Source organism: Stenotrophomonas maltophilia (assembly GCF_023518235.1).
Taxonomy (GTDB): domain Bacteria; phylum Pseudomonadota; class Gammaproteobacteria; order Xanthomonadales; family Xanthomonadaceae; genus Stenotrophomonas.
Window position 1 is genome coordinate 2,397,216 of the sequence record NZ_CP090423.1, and the last position, 15,706, is coordinate 2,412,921.

At 66.2% G+C, this 15,706-nt stretch carries 15 protein-coding genes and 6 tRNA genes; 6 read left to right on the forward strand and 15 right to left on the reverse strand.

From position 1 onward, the window contains the following. Window positions 1-79 precede the first annotated feature (79 nt). The 7 genes from clpP to LZ605_RS11345 all read right to left on the reverse strand — a co-directional run bounded on the left by clpP (window position 80) and on the right by LZ605_RS11345 (window position 3,482). Entirely contained in the window at window positions 80-706 is a 627-nt protein-coding gene (gene clpP / locus LZ605_RS11315; RefSeq protein WP_019659528.1) for an ATP-dependent Clp endopeptidase proteolytic subunit ClpP, read from the reverse strand. A 76-nt stretch (window positions 707-782) separates the two neighbouring features. Continuing rightward, window positions 783-2,078: a trigger factor gene (tig, locus tag LZ605_RS11320; protein ID WP_249841793.1), complete on the reverse strand. Its 1,296-nt coding sequence runs from the start codon at window positions 2,076-2,078 to the stop codon at window positions 783-785. A gap of 188 nt (window positions 2,079-2,266) precedes the next feature. Further along, window positions 2,267-2,351: transfer RNA gene (locus LZ605_RS11325), tRNA-Leu, on the reverse strand. Between the two features lie 110 nt (window positions 2,352-2,461). Beyond that, complete coding sequence (locus tag LZ605_RS11330; RefSeq protein WP_249841794.1) at window positions 2,462-2,758, reverse strand: hypothetical protein; 297 nt, start codon at window positions 2,756-2,758, stop codon at window positions 2,462-2,464. A gap of 220 nt (window positions 2,759-2,978) precedes the next feature. Beyond that, a tRNA-Lys gene (locus LZ605_RS11335) sits at window positions 2,979-3,054 on the reverse strand. A gap of 196 nt (window positions 3,055-3,250) precedes the next feature. Beyond that, window positions 3,251-3,326 (reverse strand) — tRNA-Lys (locus LZ605_RS11340). A 79-nt stretch (window positions 3,327-3,405) separates the two neighbouring features. Then, a tRNA-His gene (locus LZ605_RS11345) sits at window positions 3,406-3,482 on the reverse strand. A gap of 671 nt (window positions 3,483-4,153) precedes the next feature. Between LZ605_RS11345 and LZ605_RS11350 the strand changes: the two genes are divergently transcribed. Next, a complete protein-coding gene (locus tag LZ605_RS11350) occupies window positions 4,154-5,053 on the forward strand; it encodes a hypothetical protein (RefSeq protein WP_249841795.1) in 900 nt (299 codons plus the stop codon). Between the two features lie 13 nt (window positions 5,054-5,066). After that, a complete protein-coding gene (locus LZ605_RS11355) occupies window positions 5,067-5,555 on the forward strand; it encodes a hypothetical protein (protein WP_249841796.1) in 489 nt (162 codons plus the stop codon). A 162-nt stretch (window positions 5,556-5,717) separates the two neighbouring features. On the opposite strand, the gene LZ605_RS11360 is transcribed toward LZ605_RS11355, so the two are convergent. Together LZ605_RS11360 and LZ605_RS11365 are read right to left on the reverse strand one after the other, a co-directional pair. Further along, window positions 5,718-5,794, reverse strand: a tRNA-Arg gene (locus tag LZ605_RS11360). Between the two features lie 39 nt (window positions 5,795-5,833). After that, window positions 5,834-5,910: transfer RNA gene (locus LZ605_RS11365), tRNA-Pro, on the reverse strand. A gap of 180 nt (window positions 5,911-6,090) precedes the next feature. On the opposite strand from LZ605_RS11365, the gene LZ605_RS11370 reads away from it, so the two are divergent. Further along, window positions 6,091-6,849 (forward strand): Bax inhibitor-1/YccA family protein, encoded by a 759-nt coding sequence (locus LZ605_RS11370; protein ID WP_107230000.1) that lies wholly within the window; start codon window positions 6,091-6,093, stop codon window positions 6,847-6,849. A 107-nt stretch (window positions 6,850-6,956) separates the two neighbouring features. On the opposite strand, the gene LZ605_RS11375 is transcribed toward LZ605_RS11370, so the two are convergent. The 6 genes from LZ605_RS11375 to grxC all read right to left on the reverse strand — a co-directional run bounded on the left by LZ605_RS11375 (window position 6,957) and on the right by grxC (window position 11,671). Beyond that, window positions 6,957-7,709, reverse strand: coding sequence for a sulfite exporter TauE/SafE family protein (locus LZ605_RS11375; protein WP_249841797.1), 753 nt, complete (start codon window positions 7,707-7,709; stop codon window positions 6,957-6,959). A gap of 25 nt (window positions 7,710-7,734) precedes the next feature. Continuing rightward, a complete protein-coding gene (locus LZ605_RS11380; protein ID WP_249841798.1) occupies window positions 7,735-8,643 on the reverse strand; it encodes a LysR family transcriptional regulator in 909 nt (302 codons plus the stop codon). Window positions 8,644-8,696: 53 nt separating this feature from the next. After that, complete coding sequence (locus tag LZ605_RS11385) at window positions 8,697-9,440, reverse strand: cysteine hydrolase family protein (RefSeq protein WP_249841799.1); 744 nt, start codon at window positions 9,438-9,440, stop codon at window positions 8,697-8,699. A 225-nt stretch (window positions 9,441-9,665) separates the two neighbouring features. Then, a complete protein-coding gene (locus LZ605_RS11390) occupies window positions 9,666-10,670 on the reverse strand; it encodes an isocitrate dehydrogenase (protein ID WP_107229995.1) in 1,005 nt (334 codons plus the stop codon). Window positions 10,671-10,991: 321 nt separating this feature from the next. Further along, window positions 10,992-11,384: a carboxymuconolactone decarboxylase family protein gene (locus LZ605_RS11395; protein WP_249841800.1), complete on the reverse strand. Its 393-nt coding sequence runs from the start codon at window positions 11,382-11,384 to the stop codon at window positions 10,992-10,994. Next, a complete protein-coding gene (gene grxC, locus LZ605_RS11400) occupies window positions 11,381-11,671 on the reverse strand; it encodes a glutaredoxin 3 (protein WP_049400919.1) in 291 nt (96 codons plus the stop codon). The genes LZ605_RS11395 and grxC overlap by 4 nt, the downstream gene beginning before the upstream one ends. A gap of 88 nt (window positions 11,672-11,759) precedes the next feature. Here grxC and LZ605_RS11405 point away from each other — a divergent pair, with 88 nt between their 5' ends. The 3 genes from LZ605_RS11405 (at window position 11,760) to phoR (ending at window position 15,704) form a co-directional block, all read left to right on the forward strand. Next, the gene (locus tag LZ605_RS11405) at window positions 11,760-13,460 is read left to right on the forward strand and encodes a M48 family metalloprotease (protein WP_249841801.1); all 1,701 of its coding nucleotides are present in this window, start codon (window positions 11,760-11,762) and stop codon (window positions 13,458-13,460) included. Window positions 13,461-13,576: 116 nt separating this feature from the next. Beyond that, the gene (gene phoB / locus LZ605_RS11410) at window positions 13,577-14,266 is read left to right on the forward strand and encodes a phosphate regulon transcriptional regulator PhoB (RefSeq protein WP_005408258.1); all 690 of its coding nucleotides are present in this window, start codon (window positions 13,577-13,579) and stop codon (window positions 14,264-14,266) included. A 106-nt stretch (window positions 14,267-14,372) separates the two neighbouring features. Further along, on the forward strand, window positions 14,373-15,704 hold the full coding sequence (phoR, locus tag LZ605_RS11415) for a phosphate regulon sensor histidine kinase PhoR (protein WP_107229993.1): 1,332 nt from the start codon (window positions 14,373-14,375) through the stop codon (window positions 15,702-15,704). The last annotated feature ends 2 nt before the right edge of the window (window positions 15,705-15,706 follow it).

Below are 15,706 nucleotides of genomic sequence, written 5' to 3' on the forward strand. Positions count from 1 at the left end.
AGAATAGCACAGGGCCGAGGGGACACCAGTCCCGCCCGACCCTGCAGGAACGGAGCCTCCCTGGCCCCGTGAAGGCCGGTCAGCCGGCCTGGATCGACTCATCCGGACGACGCTCCAGCACCTGGTCGACCAGACCGTAGGCCTGGGCTTCAAAGGCGCTCTTGAAGTTGTCGCGCTCGGTATCGCGGGCGATCGTCTCCAGCGACTGGCCGGTGTGCTTGGCCAGGATCTCGTTCAGGCGCGAACGCAGGGTCAGGATCTCACGCGCGTGAATGTCGATGTCGGTGGCCTGGCCCTGATAGCCGCCCAGCGGCTGGTGGATCATCACGCGCGAGTTCGGCAGCGCATAGCGCTTGCCGGCTTCGCCCGCGGCCAGCAGCAGGGCGCCCATCGAGGCGGCCTGGCCGATGCAGGTGGTGCTCACATTCGGCTTGATGTACTGCATGGTGTCGTAGATCGCCATGCCGGCGGTGACCACGCCACCCGGCGAGTTGATGTAGATGTTGATGTCCTTTTCCGGGTTTTCCGATTCCAGGAACAGCAACTGCGCCACCACCACGTTGGCCATGTGATCGTCGATCGGGCCCACGAGGAAGATCAGGCGCTCCTTCAACAGGCGCGAATAGATGTCGTAGGCACGCTCGCCGCGGCTGGTCTGCTCGACCACCATCGGAACCAGGTTCAGGGCTTTGGTTCGGTTGTCCATTACGTGAGGTACCTGTCTTGGGGGGAAACAACCCCGCGCCGGCAACGGCGCGGGGGATGCGGTGATCCGCCCAGGCTTACTGGCGGATCGCGTCCTGGAACGACAGCTTCTCTTCGGTGTGCTGGGCACGCTCGGCGATCCAGTCGATCACCTGCTCTTCCATCACACGGTTCTGCAGGCCAGACATCAGCTGGGGGTCGTTGCGGTACATCTCAATGACCTGTTCCGGCTCTTCGTAGGTCGAAGCGATCAGACGCATCGTTTCGTTCAGGCGCTTGGGTTCCAGGCGCAGATCATTGGTGCGGGCCACTTCACCCACCACCAGGCCGACCAGCACGCGCTTGGCAGCCGCGTCCTTGAAGCCTTCGTGGGCGTCGGCCGGGATCTCACCGACGTTCTGGCCGTTGCGGCGGATCTGCTCGACCTGCTGGGCCAGCATGGCGCGGGCTTCGTTGTCGACCAGGCGCGGCGGCATTTCCACCGAGGAGTAAGCGGCGATCAGCTGCTCACCTACTTCGCGGCGCAGGCGGTTCATCAGCGCGCCCTTCAGCTCACGCTCCAGGTTGGCGCGGATGTCGCTGCGGAACTGCTCGACGTCGCCCCCCTTCACGCCGAAGCTCTTGATGAAGGCTTCGTCCACCGCCGGCACGACCGGCTCGGACACTTCAGTCACCTTGACGGTGACCTGCACGGTCTTGCCCGCCAGCACCGGCACGCGCCAGTCCGCCGGGAAGTCGACGTCCAGGGTCTTCTCTTCACCCTTGGCCAGGCCGACCAGACCCTTCTCGATGGTGTCGAACATCATGCCCTGGCCGAGCACGATCGAACCCTTCTCGGTGCCTTCGGCCGGCAGGCGCTCTTCGCCGGCCTGCGACCAGGTTTCCACCGCGACCAGGTCACCGTCCTGCGCGCCACGGCTGACCGGGGCCCAGGTACGGCGCTGGTTCTGCAGGTTCTCGATCATCTGGTCGATGTCGGCGTCGCTGATCTCGGCGGTGTGGCGCACCACGGTCAGCTTGCTGACGTCGAGGTCGCCGAAGTCCGGCACCACTTCCACGGTGGCCACGAAGGAGAATTCACCTTCCTCGCCCTTGTCGATGCGCGGGCTGCCGACGATGCGCAGGTCATGCTCACGCACGGCCGCGTCGAAGGTTTCGCGCAGCAGGCCGTCCAGCGCCTCGCCACGGACCTGCGCGCCGAAGCGCTGCTCGATCACCTTGGCCGGCACCTTGCCCGGACGGAAACCCTTGATGCGGGTGGTACGGGCGATTTCGCCCAGGCGGCCGACGATGTGGCTCTGCAGACGGTCTTCCGGCAGCGAGAAGCTCAGGCGGCGTTCCAGGTTGCCGGTGGATTCGATCGAAGCTTGCATGTTGACTCCTGCCACCGGTGGCCCAGGCCCCCGGCTCGATGATGGGATGAAACGGTTGTAAGGACACGACGTCTGGGACGCGCCTGCTTGCCGCAGCCCTTTAGTTTCGCCCAATTCGGCGTGCACTGCCAGCGCGTGCCGGTCAAGGGGGCGCCGATGGCCCGATCAGGGCGGGGACAGGCCGGCACTGGTGCGAAAGGGGGGACTCGAACCCCCACGCCTTGCGGCACTGGAACCTAAATCCAGGGCGTCTACCAATTCCGCCACTTTCGCGTGGCCGGCACAGGCGTTCATTGTCGCAGGCGGGCGCAGGAAGCGGAAGGCCTGCACAAAGCTGAATATGCCGTCCCGGGCGACTGGCAGCCGCCCGGGACGCTGATGGATCACGGCTGGTGGGGTTCGGCCGGCGCCGCGCCAGCGCCCTGCCCGTCCGCCGCGTCCATCCTGCGGATCTCGACACCACCGTCACCGGTCCGGCGCATCTGCACCGCCCCGGACGGCTCCGCCCCCTCCATCGGCGCGGTCGACTGCATCGGCGTCGCCTGACCAGCCGGAGCAGCGGGAGCACTCTGCGCAGCGGCATCATGTCCGGCAGCCTCACTCCCAGCCTCACACGCGGTCAGCGCCACCAGTGCGAACGGCAACAGCAGCGCCAGGCGCAGTCGATTGAAATCAGCCATCAGGATGGTCCTCCATGCATGCGCCATCGGCGCGGAACCACCATTGGGTGCGATGCAGGAGGCACTGCAGTGAGAAGCAGCGCACAGCATTGAAAACACCGATGACGCGTATGCCCCGGCTTTCATCACCGCTTCAGTAGATCCACGCCATGCGTGGATGAAGGCCGCCCACACGCGCGGACAAGAAAAAAGCCACTTGGTAAACCAAGTGGCTTTCGTCTGGTGGGCTGTCAAGGATTCGAACCTTGGACCTATTGATTAAGAGTCAACTGCTCTACCAACTGAGCTAACAGCCCGAAATCGGGGCGCGAATTATGACCCGATCCGCTCGGTGGGCGCAAGCACTATTTTCAACATCGTTGAAACCAGCACTGCGATCCCGCTGCTGCGGCAGATCCACGCCAGGCGGGGGTCTGCCGCGTGTGATCCAACCAAAAGAAGGAGTCACACTTAAAGAAAAAAGCCACCTGGCGTACCAGGTGGCTTCCGTCTTGGTGGGCCGTCAAGGATTCGAACCTTGGACCTATTGATTAAGAGTCAACTGCTCTACCAACTGAGCTAACGGCCCGTGAAACTCAGACGCACATTGTAGCGTGCATTCTGTTTATTGCAATACCGTTTCGGCTGCGCCGAAGCGGTTGAAACAGTGGGGTGGCTGAGGGGATTCGAACCCCCGACCACCGGAATCACAATCCGGTACTCTAACCAACTGAGCTACAGCCACCACTGAAACGCTTGCTCCCTCGCCGATGAGGCTGGCGTTGGAACCTTGATGCTTTGCAACCGGGTGGAACCAGAAGTCCGTCCCCCGAAGCGAGTCCGGCATTTTCCGGGAGTCGCGAAGGAATTGCAAGCGTTTCTTCACATTGATGTGCAGGCACCCGCATCAGCGATGCGTGGCCACAATTTCGCACCCTGTGCCGCGAACGGTCAGCGGCGCCAGCCGCGTTTCTGCTCTGCGGCGACCCACAACATCGCGCGTGTTCTCCACTCTCCTGCGGCCAGGTGTGGACGCAGTGCGATGCACGCCTCCTTCATTGGCCACGCATGGTCGGAAACGCGCGGTCCGGTGATGGACGCGGAAACGGATCGACCATCCAGACAACACGACACACGGCTGTCCACCCACCACTTGGTGGCATTGCGCCGCAGCGCACGGACGGCCCGCCACCGCAACACCTCCGACGCCCAATTCCGGGCGCCAGCCCCGATCCTCATCGGCAAGCTGACGCGTGAACAATAAATGAACAAATAGTGAACGAATCGCGAATGACAGTGGGGGAGGTCCGCTCATGCACCGTTAGCAGTGGGACATGGAAGGCGAGGCGGACATTTGAAACCCTGTCCCGTCCGGCAACGAAGGTGAAACACCAGATGAGAAAACGGCTAATCGGAGTGATCGCACTGGCAGCGGTGCTGACAGCGGCGGCCATTGCACTGTTCGTCCACCTGCAGCAGGCGCCTGCAGATGCCATGCACGCGGATGCAACCAGACGCGTCGGCCCGTCGCAGGAATCAACCCGGCAGGCGCAGCCGCCAAGCCCCGGTGCGGCAACCGCACAGCGGCTTGAGAGGGACAGCAGGATCCCGCCCGGCTCGTACACCGCAGTGGGACCCAAGGCCTACCAGATCACCCGGGCACACGAATTCCGCCCTGCGGGCGATGCACTCGCCCACGTCAGGCAACTGATGCTGCGCTCCGACGCCGGCGATGCCACGGCAACCTACGAGATCCATCTGACCATCGAGCAGTGCCAGACCTTCACTTCGGACCGCGCCGACGTACTGGCTGACTCGGCCGCCAGCGTCGGTGCGGGCGGCTGGTTCCTGGAACGATCCGAGCGCCTGCTCAAGGAGTGCGAATCGCTGGCGCTGGAGCGTGACATCTACCACACCGATTGGCTCTCCAAGGCTGCTGCCATGGGCTCGCAGGAAGCCATGCGCGCCTACTCGCTCTCTCCCGAGAAGGTCATCGGCTCACTGGATGACGCCATTCGGGATCCGGCCCGGCTCAGCCAATGGAAGGAGACCGCGCTCAACTATCTCGATGCACTGGCTGCACAGGGAAACATTTCCGCACTCGGTGATCTGGAAAGAGCGTACGCCGCCGGCAGCTTCACCCAACCCGACCCTGTGCGCGCCTGGGCATACGCGCGCGCGTTGCAGAGGGTCAACCCGCGCCTGGTCACCCATGACGATCTGATGCGCTACGAGAAAGACCTGACTCAGGAGGAGAAGGCCAACTCACGAACCCTTGCTGAAAACATCTATCAGAACTGTTGCATCCTGAAATAGGGGAAAGGAAAACATGAAAACTGTGGGAATCAAGGACACTCCAGGGTTTCGAACGAAGCATCTTTCGATCCTGCTCGGCGCACTGGTACTCCTGACTGCCTGGGAGGCGTCTGCGGCCAATCGCGGCGTTCTCAACTGCAGCGAGTGCACGGTCACCGTACCGAATCCGGATGAAGCAACGTATCGCGTGCTGTCCCGGGAGCGTGAGCGCCTGAGCCCCTCGAGCGGGACCGTGTGGCAGGTCGCGAACCGGATGAAGCCCGGCGACACCCTGACGGTGTGCAATGGCATCGTCTGCGCGGACTACACCCTGCGCTACAACCAGGTGTTCGACAGTGGCACGGTTGTTTCCACCGTCCTGCCGCCCCCTGCACGTGGCGGCGGTGGTGGTGGCGGTGGCGGTGGCGGCGGCGGTGGTGGCGGCAGCGGCCCGATCAGCGGCGGCTGCCACGGCAACTGCGGTGGCGGCAGGGTTGATGTGGGCGAACTCGAGCAGCTGTGATCCACGCGGGGCACTGCAACGCAGTGCCCCGCCAGGACGCAGAAAGGCCAGCGCACCGCGCTGGCCTTTTTTGTTGCCCACGATGTCGCGATCCGCGCATCCCCGGTGTTCCCCGGAGAGGCTCCGCCAGCATCAAGATAATCTATAAACCATTGATTCCAATGGCGCGCCCGACAGGAATCGAACCTGTAACCGCCGGCTTAGAAGGCCGGTGCTCTATCCAGTTGAGCTACGGGCGCCCGAACCGGAACGGTGTCCAATCCGACGTGATGTGGGATTGGTCGGGGTAGAGGGATTCGAACCCCCGACATCCTGCTCCCAAAGCAGGCGCGCTACCAGACTGCGCTATACCCCGGTCTTGCAATCCCCTCGGGCCGGGCCCGGGGAGCTGGTCATTGTCGCCAAGCGCATTGCGAACTGTCAACGCGCGCAGCGCGACGCAGGCGCCGGCAACAGCGCCGTGCGCGGTCATCGGCTATGCTCGCGGTGATCGGCCGGATGGCCGTCCAGACCCTCATTCGCACGGAGAACGCGCATGCGCAGCGGCAACCCGGCTCTTTCCGAGTCGACTTTCCTCGACCTCGCCAACGGTTCGGTGGTGACCCGCCCCGACCAGGTGATGACCCTCAACGGCACCGCCAACAAGACCGGCATCCTGCTGCTGTTGACCGTGCTGACCGCCGCCTTCGCCTGGAACCAGTCGGTCGACGCGTACGGCCAGATGACCGGCGGTGCCGGCCTGTACGCCATGGGCGGCGCGATCGGTGGCCTGGTGCTGGCGCTGATCACCATCTTCAAGAAGGAATGGTCGCCGGTCACCGCGCCGATGTACGCACTGGTCGAAGGCCTGTTCCTGGGCGCGGTCTCGGCCCTGTTCAACATGAAGTACCCGGGCATCGTGTTCCAGGCCGTGCTGCTGACCTTCGGCACGCTGGCCGCATTGCTGATCGCCTACCGCAGCGGCGTGATCAAGGCCACCGAGAACTTCAAGATGGGCGTGGTCGCCGCCACCGGGGGCATTGCCCTGCTCTACCTGGCCTCGTTCGTACTCGGCTTCTTCAACATCAACGTGCCGGTGATCCACGACGCCAGCTGGCTGGGCATCGCCTTCAGCCTGTTCGTGGTGGTGGTGGCCGCACTCAACCTGGTGCTGGATTTCGACTTCATCGAGACCGGCGTGGCCCAGCGCGCGCCGAAGTACATGGAATGGTATGGCGCATTCGGCCTGATGGTGACCCTGGTCTGGCTGTATGTGGAGTTCCTGCGACTGCTGTCGAAGATCCAGCAGCGCTGAGTCCTGGCGTGCCGTAAACGACAAGCCGCGATCCGCAAGGGTCGCGGCTTTTTCGTAGCGTCGAGCTTGCTCGACGCTACGGAGCAGGATCCCATGACCTTCCACAGCTACCGCCCGGCCAGCAGCACCGGCAGTGACGACGCCAGCAGCGCGATGCCGGAGGCGGTCAGCAGGCTCAGCACGACCTGCCGGAAACGCGCTTCGCTGATGCCGATGTAGACCCGCGCGCCCAACAGCGTCGGCACCAGCATCGCCGGTGCCACGATGGCGAAGTACGGCAGCATCTGCCGCGTCACCAGGCCACTTCCGACATAGGTGCCCATGGTCACCGCCAGCATCGCCAGATTGAAATTCTGGATGACCGCACGCTGCTCGTCCTTGCCGAAGCCCCGCAGCGTGCTCCACAGCGTCGGCACCGGTCCGGCGAAACCGCCGATGCCGCTGAGCACACCCCCGGCCATGCCGGCGATCGCATCGCCCACGCGGCCGCCGACGGTGACCGGCGGCAACGACCGCGCCATCAGCATCACCGGGCACCACAGTGCCAGGAAGCCGCCCAGCAGCGCCTTGAACCAGTCCATGTCCAGCTGCGGCAGCACCATCACGCCCATCGGAATGCCGGCCAGCCCGCCCAGCACGAACGGCAGCAGCAGGCGCAGGTTGAAACCGCGGCGCACGGTGAACACCGCCACCAGTTGGCCGACCAGCGCGCCGAACACCGACAGTGTGGCGGCCAGGCGCGGCTCCAGTCCCCACGCCCAGAACGACATCGCCACCATGCCGAAGGCGAAGCCGGACAAGCCCTGCACGAATCCAGCGACGATCGCGCCGAGCGCGACCAGCAGATACACCGACTCCATCACCACCTCGGTTGCAGATGCGCGGCTACCCTGCCGCGCCCACCTGGGCAGCGTAGTGCGCTGCGAGGTGCTCGACCAGCACGCGCACTTTCGGCGCCAGTGCACGTGCATGCGGATACAACGCGAAGTAGCGGCGCTGCCCGGCATGCCAGGCCGGCAACACGCGGATCAAGCGGCCCGCGCGCAGGTCCTCCTGGACGGTCAGTGCAGTGAACAGGCTGATGCCCATTCCGGCCAGCGCGGCGGCATACAGCGCGGGCGTGGCATCCACGCGCAGGCGCTGGCCGGCCTCGATGCTCACGCTGGCACCGCGCGGCCCCTGCAGCTGCCAGAGCGGCATTGACGGGGTGGGACTGAATCCCAGCAGCGTGTGTTGTTCGAGATCCGCAGCCTGCCGTGGCAGACCATGACGTGCCAGATAGGCCGGCGCAGCCACCAGGATGCGCGGGCAGCTGGCCAGTTCGCGCGCGACCAGCTGGCTGTCCGGCAACGTGGCGGCGATGCGCAGGGCCAGGTCGAAGCCGCCACCGACCACATCCACCAGCTGGTCATCGGCCGACAGGTCCAGCGTCACCTGCGGGTAGCGCTGCAGGAATGATGGCAGCCACTGCGGCAACTCCTGGCTGGCCACCACCTGCGGCACACTGATCCGCACGGTGCCGCTGGGCTGCGCCTGCCCGGCGCGCGCGCGGTCATCGACTTCCTGCAGGCGGTCCAGCAGCGCGCCGGCCTCCCGGTAGTAGTCGCGTCCGGCTTCGGTCAATGACAACCGTCGGCTGTTGCGATCGAGCAGGCGAACCTGCAGGTGCTCTTCCAGCTGGCGCAGCTGCCGTGACATCGCCGAGTGCGTGGTGCCCAGGCGCTCGGCGGCGGCGGTAAAACTGCCCGCATCAACGATGGCGCGCAGCGCGCGCAGAGCGGCAAAGTGGTCCATCGGTGGTCGGCTCCACAGGGCGAGGCCCGCGACGTGCGGACCCCGCCAGCTTATCAAGCGCCGTTGCCGGCCTTGCGCACCGGCAGCGCCAGAATCGCATCGGTACGCATGACATCACCGAAGGTGTCTTCGATCTGCGCCAGCGAGGCCTCGTGCAGCACGCGATGATCGATGCGACCGCCATTGGCCAGGTCCAGGTCACGGCTGGCACTGGCATCGGAGGCCACGATCACCCGATAGCCGCGCGGCGCAGCGGCCGCATCGCGCGCGGCACCGGCCACGCAGGCGTGGGTCTGCAGGCCGGTGACGATCAGCGTGTCGATGCCGGCGTCCTTCAGCACCGTGTCGAGCACCGCGGCCGAGCTGCCAGCGAACACGCTGACGTTGTCCTTCTGCACCACGGTCTCGCCCTTGCGCGGCTGCAGGTCGCGATGGAAGGCCGCATTGACGCTGCCCTGCGCAAACAGCGGCGCACCGGCCGGCAGCACGTGCTGCACGTGGATCACGCGGATGCCGTTGGCGTCGGCAAATTCGACCACCCGCTTGGCCTGGCGCAGCGCGGCCACGCCATCGGGGATGACCATGCGGCCACCGGCAAAGCCCGATGCGGCGCTGGCATCGAAATACTCGTTCTGGAAGTCGATCACCAGCACGGCGGTCTTCGCTGCATCCAGCGCGGTCACCGACGGCGCGCCGGCCATGTGGCGGATGGTGGGGTGGGACGGCTCGACGGCGGCAACCGGGGCAGCGGCGGCCATGCCGATCAGGCTGGCCAGGCCAAAGGCGGTGAGGTTCATGTGCGGATTCCTGTGCGATGGGTGTGGGGCACAGGATGCGGAGCGCCTGACGCACGAACCAGCCATGTAACAGCACATGATCTGTGCGAAAAACGCACTGTAGAGTCGAGCCATGCTCGACTGCTTCTGCGTAGTCGAGCATGGCTCGACTCTACAAGAGCGGGGAAGCGCAGCGGGGCGCCCGAAGGCGCCCCGCTGTGGATCCAACCGAGGTCGGCCGGCCGCTTACAGGCGGCTGGCGATGGCCTTGGCGAAGCTCATGGTGGTGCCGGTGCCGCCCAGGTCGCCGGTCAGCGAGTCCTTGGCCTCCATGGTGGCGACGATGGCCTTGCGCAGGCGCTCGGCGTTTTCCGGCTGGCCGACGTGGTCCAGCATCTGTGCGGCTGCCAGCAGCAGCGCGCACGGATTGGCCTTGCCCTGGCCGGCGATGTCCGGCGCGGTACCGTGCACGGCTTCGAAGATCGCCGCGTCCTTGCCGATGTTGGCACCCGGGGCCAGGCCCAGGCCGCCGACCAGGCCGGCGCACAGGTCGGAGATGATGTCGCCGAACAGGTTGGTGGTGACGATCACGTCGAACTGTTCCGGACGCATCACCAGCTGCATGCAGCAGTTGTCGACGATCATTTCCTGGAACTCGATGTCCGGGTACTGCGCGGCCACTTCACGGGCGACGTTCAGGAACAGGCCCGAGGTCGACTTGATGATGTTGGCCTTGTGCACCGCGGTGACCTTCTTGCGGCCGACGCTGCGGGCCAGCTCGAAGGCGTAGCGCACGATGCGCTCGGAGCCCTTGCGGGTGATGCGGGTGCCGGAGAAAGCGGTCTCGCCATCGGCCGACACTTCCTGGCCTTCGGCCAGGTAAGCGCCTTCGGTGTTCTCACGAACGGTGATCAGGTCGACGTTGTCGAAACGCGACTTGGTGTTCGGGAAGGTGTGGGCCGGACGCACGTTGGCGTACAGGTCGAAATGACGGCGCAGGCTGACGTTGATCGAGGTGAAGCCACCACCGACCGGGGTGGTCAGCGGGCTCTTCAGCGCCACCTTGTTGCGCGCGATCGATTCCAGGGTCACCGCCGGCATCAGGTCGCCGTGCTTTTCCAGGGCCACCAGGCCGGCGTCGGCATCTTCATACTCCAGGCCAGCGTTGAGCTGGTCGAGCACGAACAGGGTGGCGTCCATGATTTCCGGGCCAATGCCGTCGCCGCGGATGACCGTAATTTTCTGCGTCATTGATCGATGTTCCGAACAGGGGGAAAAACGCCGTCCGGACGTGCCCGGAAACGCCGGCGCAAAGGAAGTTTCACCGGCAATTATGCCTTACCCGGCTCAGAGACCCCAAATAGGCAATTAGTCCGAGCCGGGTAAGGCAGAATTGCCCGCGCATTCCACCTTATCCCCGCGCCTGTCGGCGCCCCCCCTTGAACAACAAGGGGGCTCCTGGGCTGTTGGATCGCGGGGCAGGCCCCCTCGCCGGCCCGGTAGTGCCGGCCGCTGGCCGGCATTGCCTGAACCCGGCATGGTCGGGGTTGCCGGCCAGCGGCCGGCACTACCTCAGTGCTCGTGCGCTGCCGGGGCGGCGGCGCCGCCCTCGAGCTGGTCGAGGAAGTCGACCGCGCGGCGCAGGTGCGGAATCACGATCGAGCCGCCCACCACCAGGCCGACCGAGAAGGTCTCGAAGAACTCTTCGCGGCTCACCCCGGCGTCCTTGCACTGGGCCACGTGGTAGCTGATGCAGTCATCGCAGCGCAGCACCATCGAGGCCACCAGGCCCAGCAGCTCCTTGGTCTTCACGTCCAGCGCGCCGGCCTGGTAGGTCTGCGTGTCCAGCGCGAAGAAGCGGCGCACCACCTGGTTGGGTTCACCCAGGATGCGCTCGTTCATGCGCTTGCGGAAGTCGGTGAACTCGGCGATGCGGTCCTTGCTGCCGTCGTCGGCCGCGCTCATGCCTGGCCCTGCCCGGCCAGCAGCGGCTCGAGCTTGCCTTCACGGTGCAGGGCCATCATGTCGTCGTAGCCGCCGACATGGACGTCGCCGACGAAGATCTGCGGCACGCTGGTGCGGCGGGTCAGCGCCATCATCTTCTCGCGCTCGACCGGGTCCAGGTCGATGCGGACCTCGGTCCACTGCTGGCCCTTGCTCTTGAGGAAGTTCTTGGCGGCCACGCAGTAGGGGCAGACGGCGGTGGAATAGATGGTGATGGCGGGGGCACCGCCGGCGGTCTGGGCTGTCACGGGAAACTCCACGATGGATCGACGGTCTACATATGGTACCGGTGCGCTGGAATTTCCACGCCACGGCCGCAACACTGTGGATTAACGAATGGTTGCCCCCTGCCCTGCCACGCTGGGCGGGCCCCGCCCGAGGACCTTCTGCTTGCGAGCCCTGCTGCTGACTACCGCCGTCACCCTGGCCCTGGCCATGCCGCTGGCCCGGGCCCAGGAGAAGCTGCCCGACATCGGCTCTTCGGCCGGCGAGCTGCTGACCCCGGCGCGCCAGGCCGAGTACGGCGCGATGATGCTGCGCGAGCTGCGCAACTACGGTTACCTGCTGGATGATCCGCTGGTCAACGACTGGCTGCAGACCATGGGCACCCGGCTCGGCTCCAACAGCGACCAGCCGCGCCAGCCCTACACCTTCTTTGTGATGAAGGACCGCCAGATCAACGCCTTTGCCACCCTGGGCGGCTACATCGGGGTCAACGCCGGCCTGGTGCTGACCGCCGAGCGCGAGGACGAGGTGGCCGCGGTGCTTTCCCACGAAATCGCCCACGTCACCCAGCAGCATGTGCTGCGCGGGGTCGAACGTGCCCAGCGCGACCAGATCCCGATCCTGCTGGGCATGCTGGCGGCGGTGGTCGCCGCCCAGGCCAGCAACAGCAGCTCCTCGGGCAACGCCACCATGGCCGCGATCAGCTCGGGCATGGGCCTGATGCAGCAGCGGCAGATCAACTACACCCGCTCCAATGAGTCCGAGGCCGACCGCCTGGGCATCCGCACCCTGTCGCGCAGCGGCTACGACGTGGATGCGATGGCCGGCTTCTTCGAGCGGATGTCGGCAGCGATGCGTGGCAACGAGGGCGGCTACAGCGTGCCGGAGTTCCTGCGCACCCACCCGGTCAACATCACCCGCATCAGCGAGGCCAAGGCCCGCGCCGAGCAGATGAAGAAGGACACGGTGCTGCTGACCACCACAACGCCGACCGGCGAGCGCAGGGAACGGGTGGACCCGGCCGACCCCAGCCTGGCCGAACCCCTGTTGCGCGGCAACAACCCGTTGCTGCCGGCCAGTGTGCTGCGTGTCCCGATGGGGCAGCTCAGCCGTGGCGCCAGCGGCGACTTCGACTGGGCACGTGAGCGCCTGCGCGTGCTCAGCGCCGACTCGACCCCCGAGCTGGAGCGCGAATATGCCGACCTGGCCAAGCGCCAGAAGAACGGCCTCAATGACGCACAGCGCTACGGCCAGGCCCTGGCGGTGATGCGCGGTGGCCGCAGTGGCGCCGGCCAGGCCCGGCAGACGCTGGCCGGCCTGTTGCAGGACCATCCGGGCAACCTGTGGCTGGCCCTGGGCCTGGGTGAGGCCGAGTCGCGCGCGGGCCAGGCCGCGCAGGCCAACAACCGGTTCGAGCAGCTGCTGCGCGAGCACCCCAACAGCCGCCCGGTGGCGCTGACCTATGCCGAGATCCTCAACGAACAGGGCAACCCCGACGCCGGCAAGCGTGCCCAGGCCATGCTGCGGCCGTTGCTGTCGCAAAGTGGTAACGATCCGGTCTTCCAGCAGCGCTACGCCCGCGCCAGCGAGCTGGCCGGTGACAGCGTGCGGGCCAGCGAGGCCTATGCCGAGGCCGCCTTCCTCAGCGGGCGCCCGGAGCAGGCGCTGATGCAGCTGCAGGCGCTCAAGCGCAACCCGGCCCTGGACTACATCGGCCGCGCCCGGGTGGATGCGCGGATCGAGGCGATCACCCCCACCGTGCTGGAACTGCGCCGGCAGGGCGTGCAGGACCCGGATCTGGACCGCCGCTGAGCCGCGCATGACCGGCCGATGGCAATCGCGGCCGGTTCCGGCCGGGTAGTCACAAACATGTCATCAAACCGTAGTCTACTGGCACCACTCCAGTAACCGAGCCCTACGGTGTCCTCGTGCAGAAACGCATCCTGATCGTCGACGACGAGCCCGCGATCCGTGAAATGGTCGCCTTCGCCCTCCGCAAGGGCGATTACGAACCGGTCCACGCCGGCGATGCCCGTGAGGCCCAGACTGCGATCGCCGACCGCGTCCCCGACCTGATCCTGCTGGACTGGATGCTGCCCGGCACCAGCGGCCTGGACCTGGCCCGTCGCTGGCGCAAGGAAACACTGACCCGCGAAGTGCCGATCATCATGCTGACCGCCCGCGGCGAAGAGAACGACCGCGTCGGTGGCCTGGAAGCCGGTGTCGACGACTACGTGGTCAAGCCGTTCTCGGCACGCGAACTGCTGGCCCGCATCCGCGCGGTCATGCGTCGTGCCCGCGAGGACGATGAGGACGGCAGCGTGGCGGTCGGCCCGATCCGCATCGACGGCGCCGCCCATCGCGTGTTCGCCAACGACCAGCCGGTGCCGATCGGCCCGACCGAGTACCGCCTGCTGCACTTCTTCATGACCCACCCCGAGCGCGTCTATACCCGCGCCCAGCTGCTGGACCATGTGTGGGGCGGCAGCGTGTATGTGGAAGAACGCACCATCGATGTGCACATCCGCCGCCTGCGCAAGACGCTGGAACCGTTCAACGCCGAAAACATGGTGCAGACCGTGCGCGGCGCCGGTTACCGCTTTTCCACGGCCACCTGAGTCTCGTCGTGCCGGCGCCGCGCACCCGCGGGTGCCGGTGCCGGCAACTCTGCTATAACCCTCGGTTCACCCCAGTGAACCGCCGCACCTCAACGACGAGATCGCAATGCCCCGCCACATCCGCTCTGCCTGGTTGAAGACCCTGGCCACCGTTGCCGCGGTACTGCTGTTCGCCGGACTGGTGGGATGGTTCACGGGCCACCTGTGGTTGTGCATCGCGCTGGGCGCACTGGCCACGCTGGCCTGGCATTACTGGCGCCTGCGCAGCGTGCTGCGCCGGCTGACCGCGCGCCAGCGCTGGGACACCGCCGAAGAAGGCACCGGTGTCTGGAACGAGCTGGACCGCCTGCTGTACCGCAACCAGGTGGAAATGCGCGTGCGCAAGCGCCGCCTGCTGGACATGCTGCGCAGCTACCGCGCCGCTGCCGCCGCGCTGCCCGATGCGGTGGTGGTGCTGGACCGCAACAGCCAGCGCGTGCAGTGGTTCAACGAAGCGGCCACCGCTCTGCTCGGCCTGCACCATCCGGGCGACCTCGGCGAGGCGCTGGTCGAACGCCTGCAGCCGATGCCGCTGGCGCATTGGCTGGCCGGCGGCCGCAATGCCGAGCCGATCCTGGACGTGCCCTCGCCGGTCGATCCGGCGATCCGCCTGAACCTGCGCCTGATTCCCTATTCCTCCGATTACTGGCTGCTGATCGCCCGCGATGTCAGCAAGCTGCTGCGCCTGGAGCAGGTGCGCCGCGACTTCGTGGCCAACGTTTCACATGAGCTGCGCACGCCGCTCACCGTGGTGCACGGCTACCTGGACATGATGGACCCGGAGGATTTCCCGGGCACAGGTCCGATGCTGGAAGAAATGCGCAAGCAGAGCCAACGCATGGCCCAGCTGGTGGAAGACCTGCTGACCCTGTCGCGGCTGGAATCGCAGGAACACAGCGAGGAGGAGACCGTGGCCATGCAGCCGATGCTGGCCACGCTGCGCCGCGAGGCCGAAGCGCACAGCCAGGGCCGCCACCAGATCAGCATCGACGATCTTGCCGGCGTCGACCTGCAGGGCTCGACCAAGGAACTGCACAGCGCCTTCTCCAACCTGGTCACCAACGCGGTGCGCTACACCCCGGCCGGCGGCCGCATTGCGGTCGAATTCCGCCGCGAAGGCGACGGCGCGGTGCTGGCGGTGCGCGACTCCGGCTATGGCATTCCGGCGAACCACCTGCCGCGCCTGACCGAACGCTTCTACCGTGTTTCCAGCAGCCGTTCGCGCGAGAGCGGCGGTACCGGCCTGGGCCTGTCGATCGTCAAGCACATCCTCGGCCTGCACCATGCGCGGCTGGAGATCGAAAGCGAAGTCGGCAAGGGCTCGGTGTTCTCCTGCCATTTCGATGCCGACCACGTGCGCCCACGTGAGTCCGCCCCCCTGACCACCATCGAAGAATGACG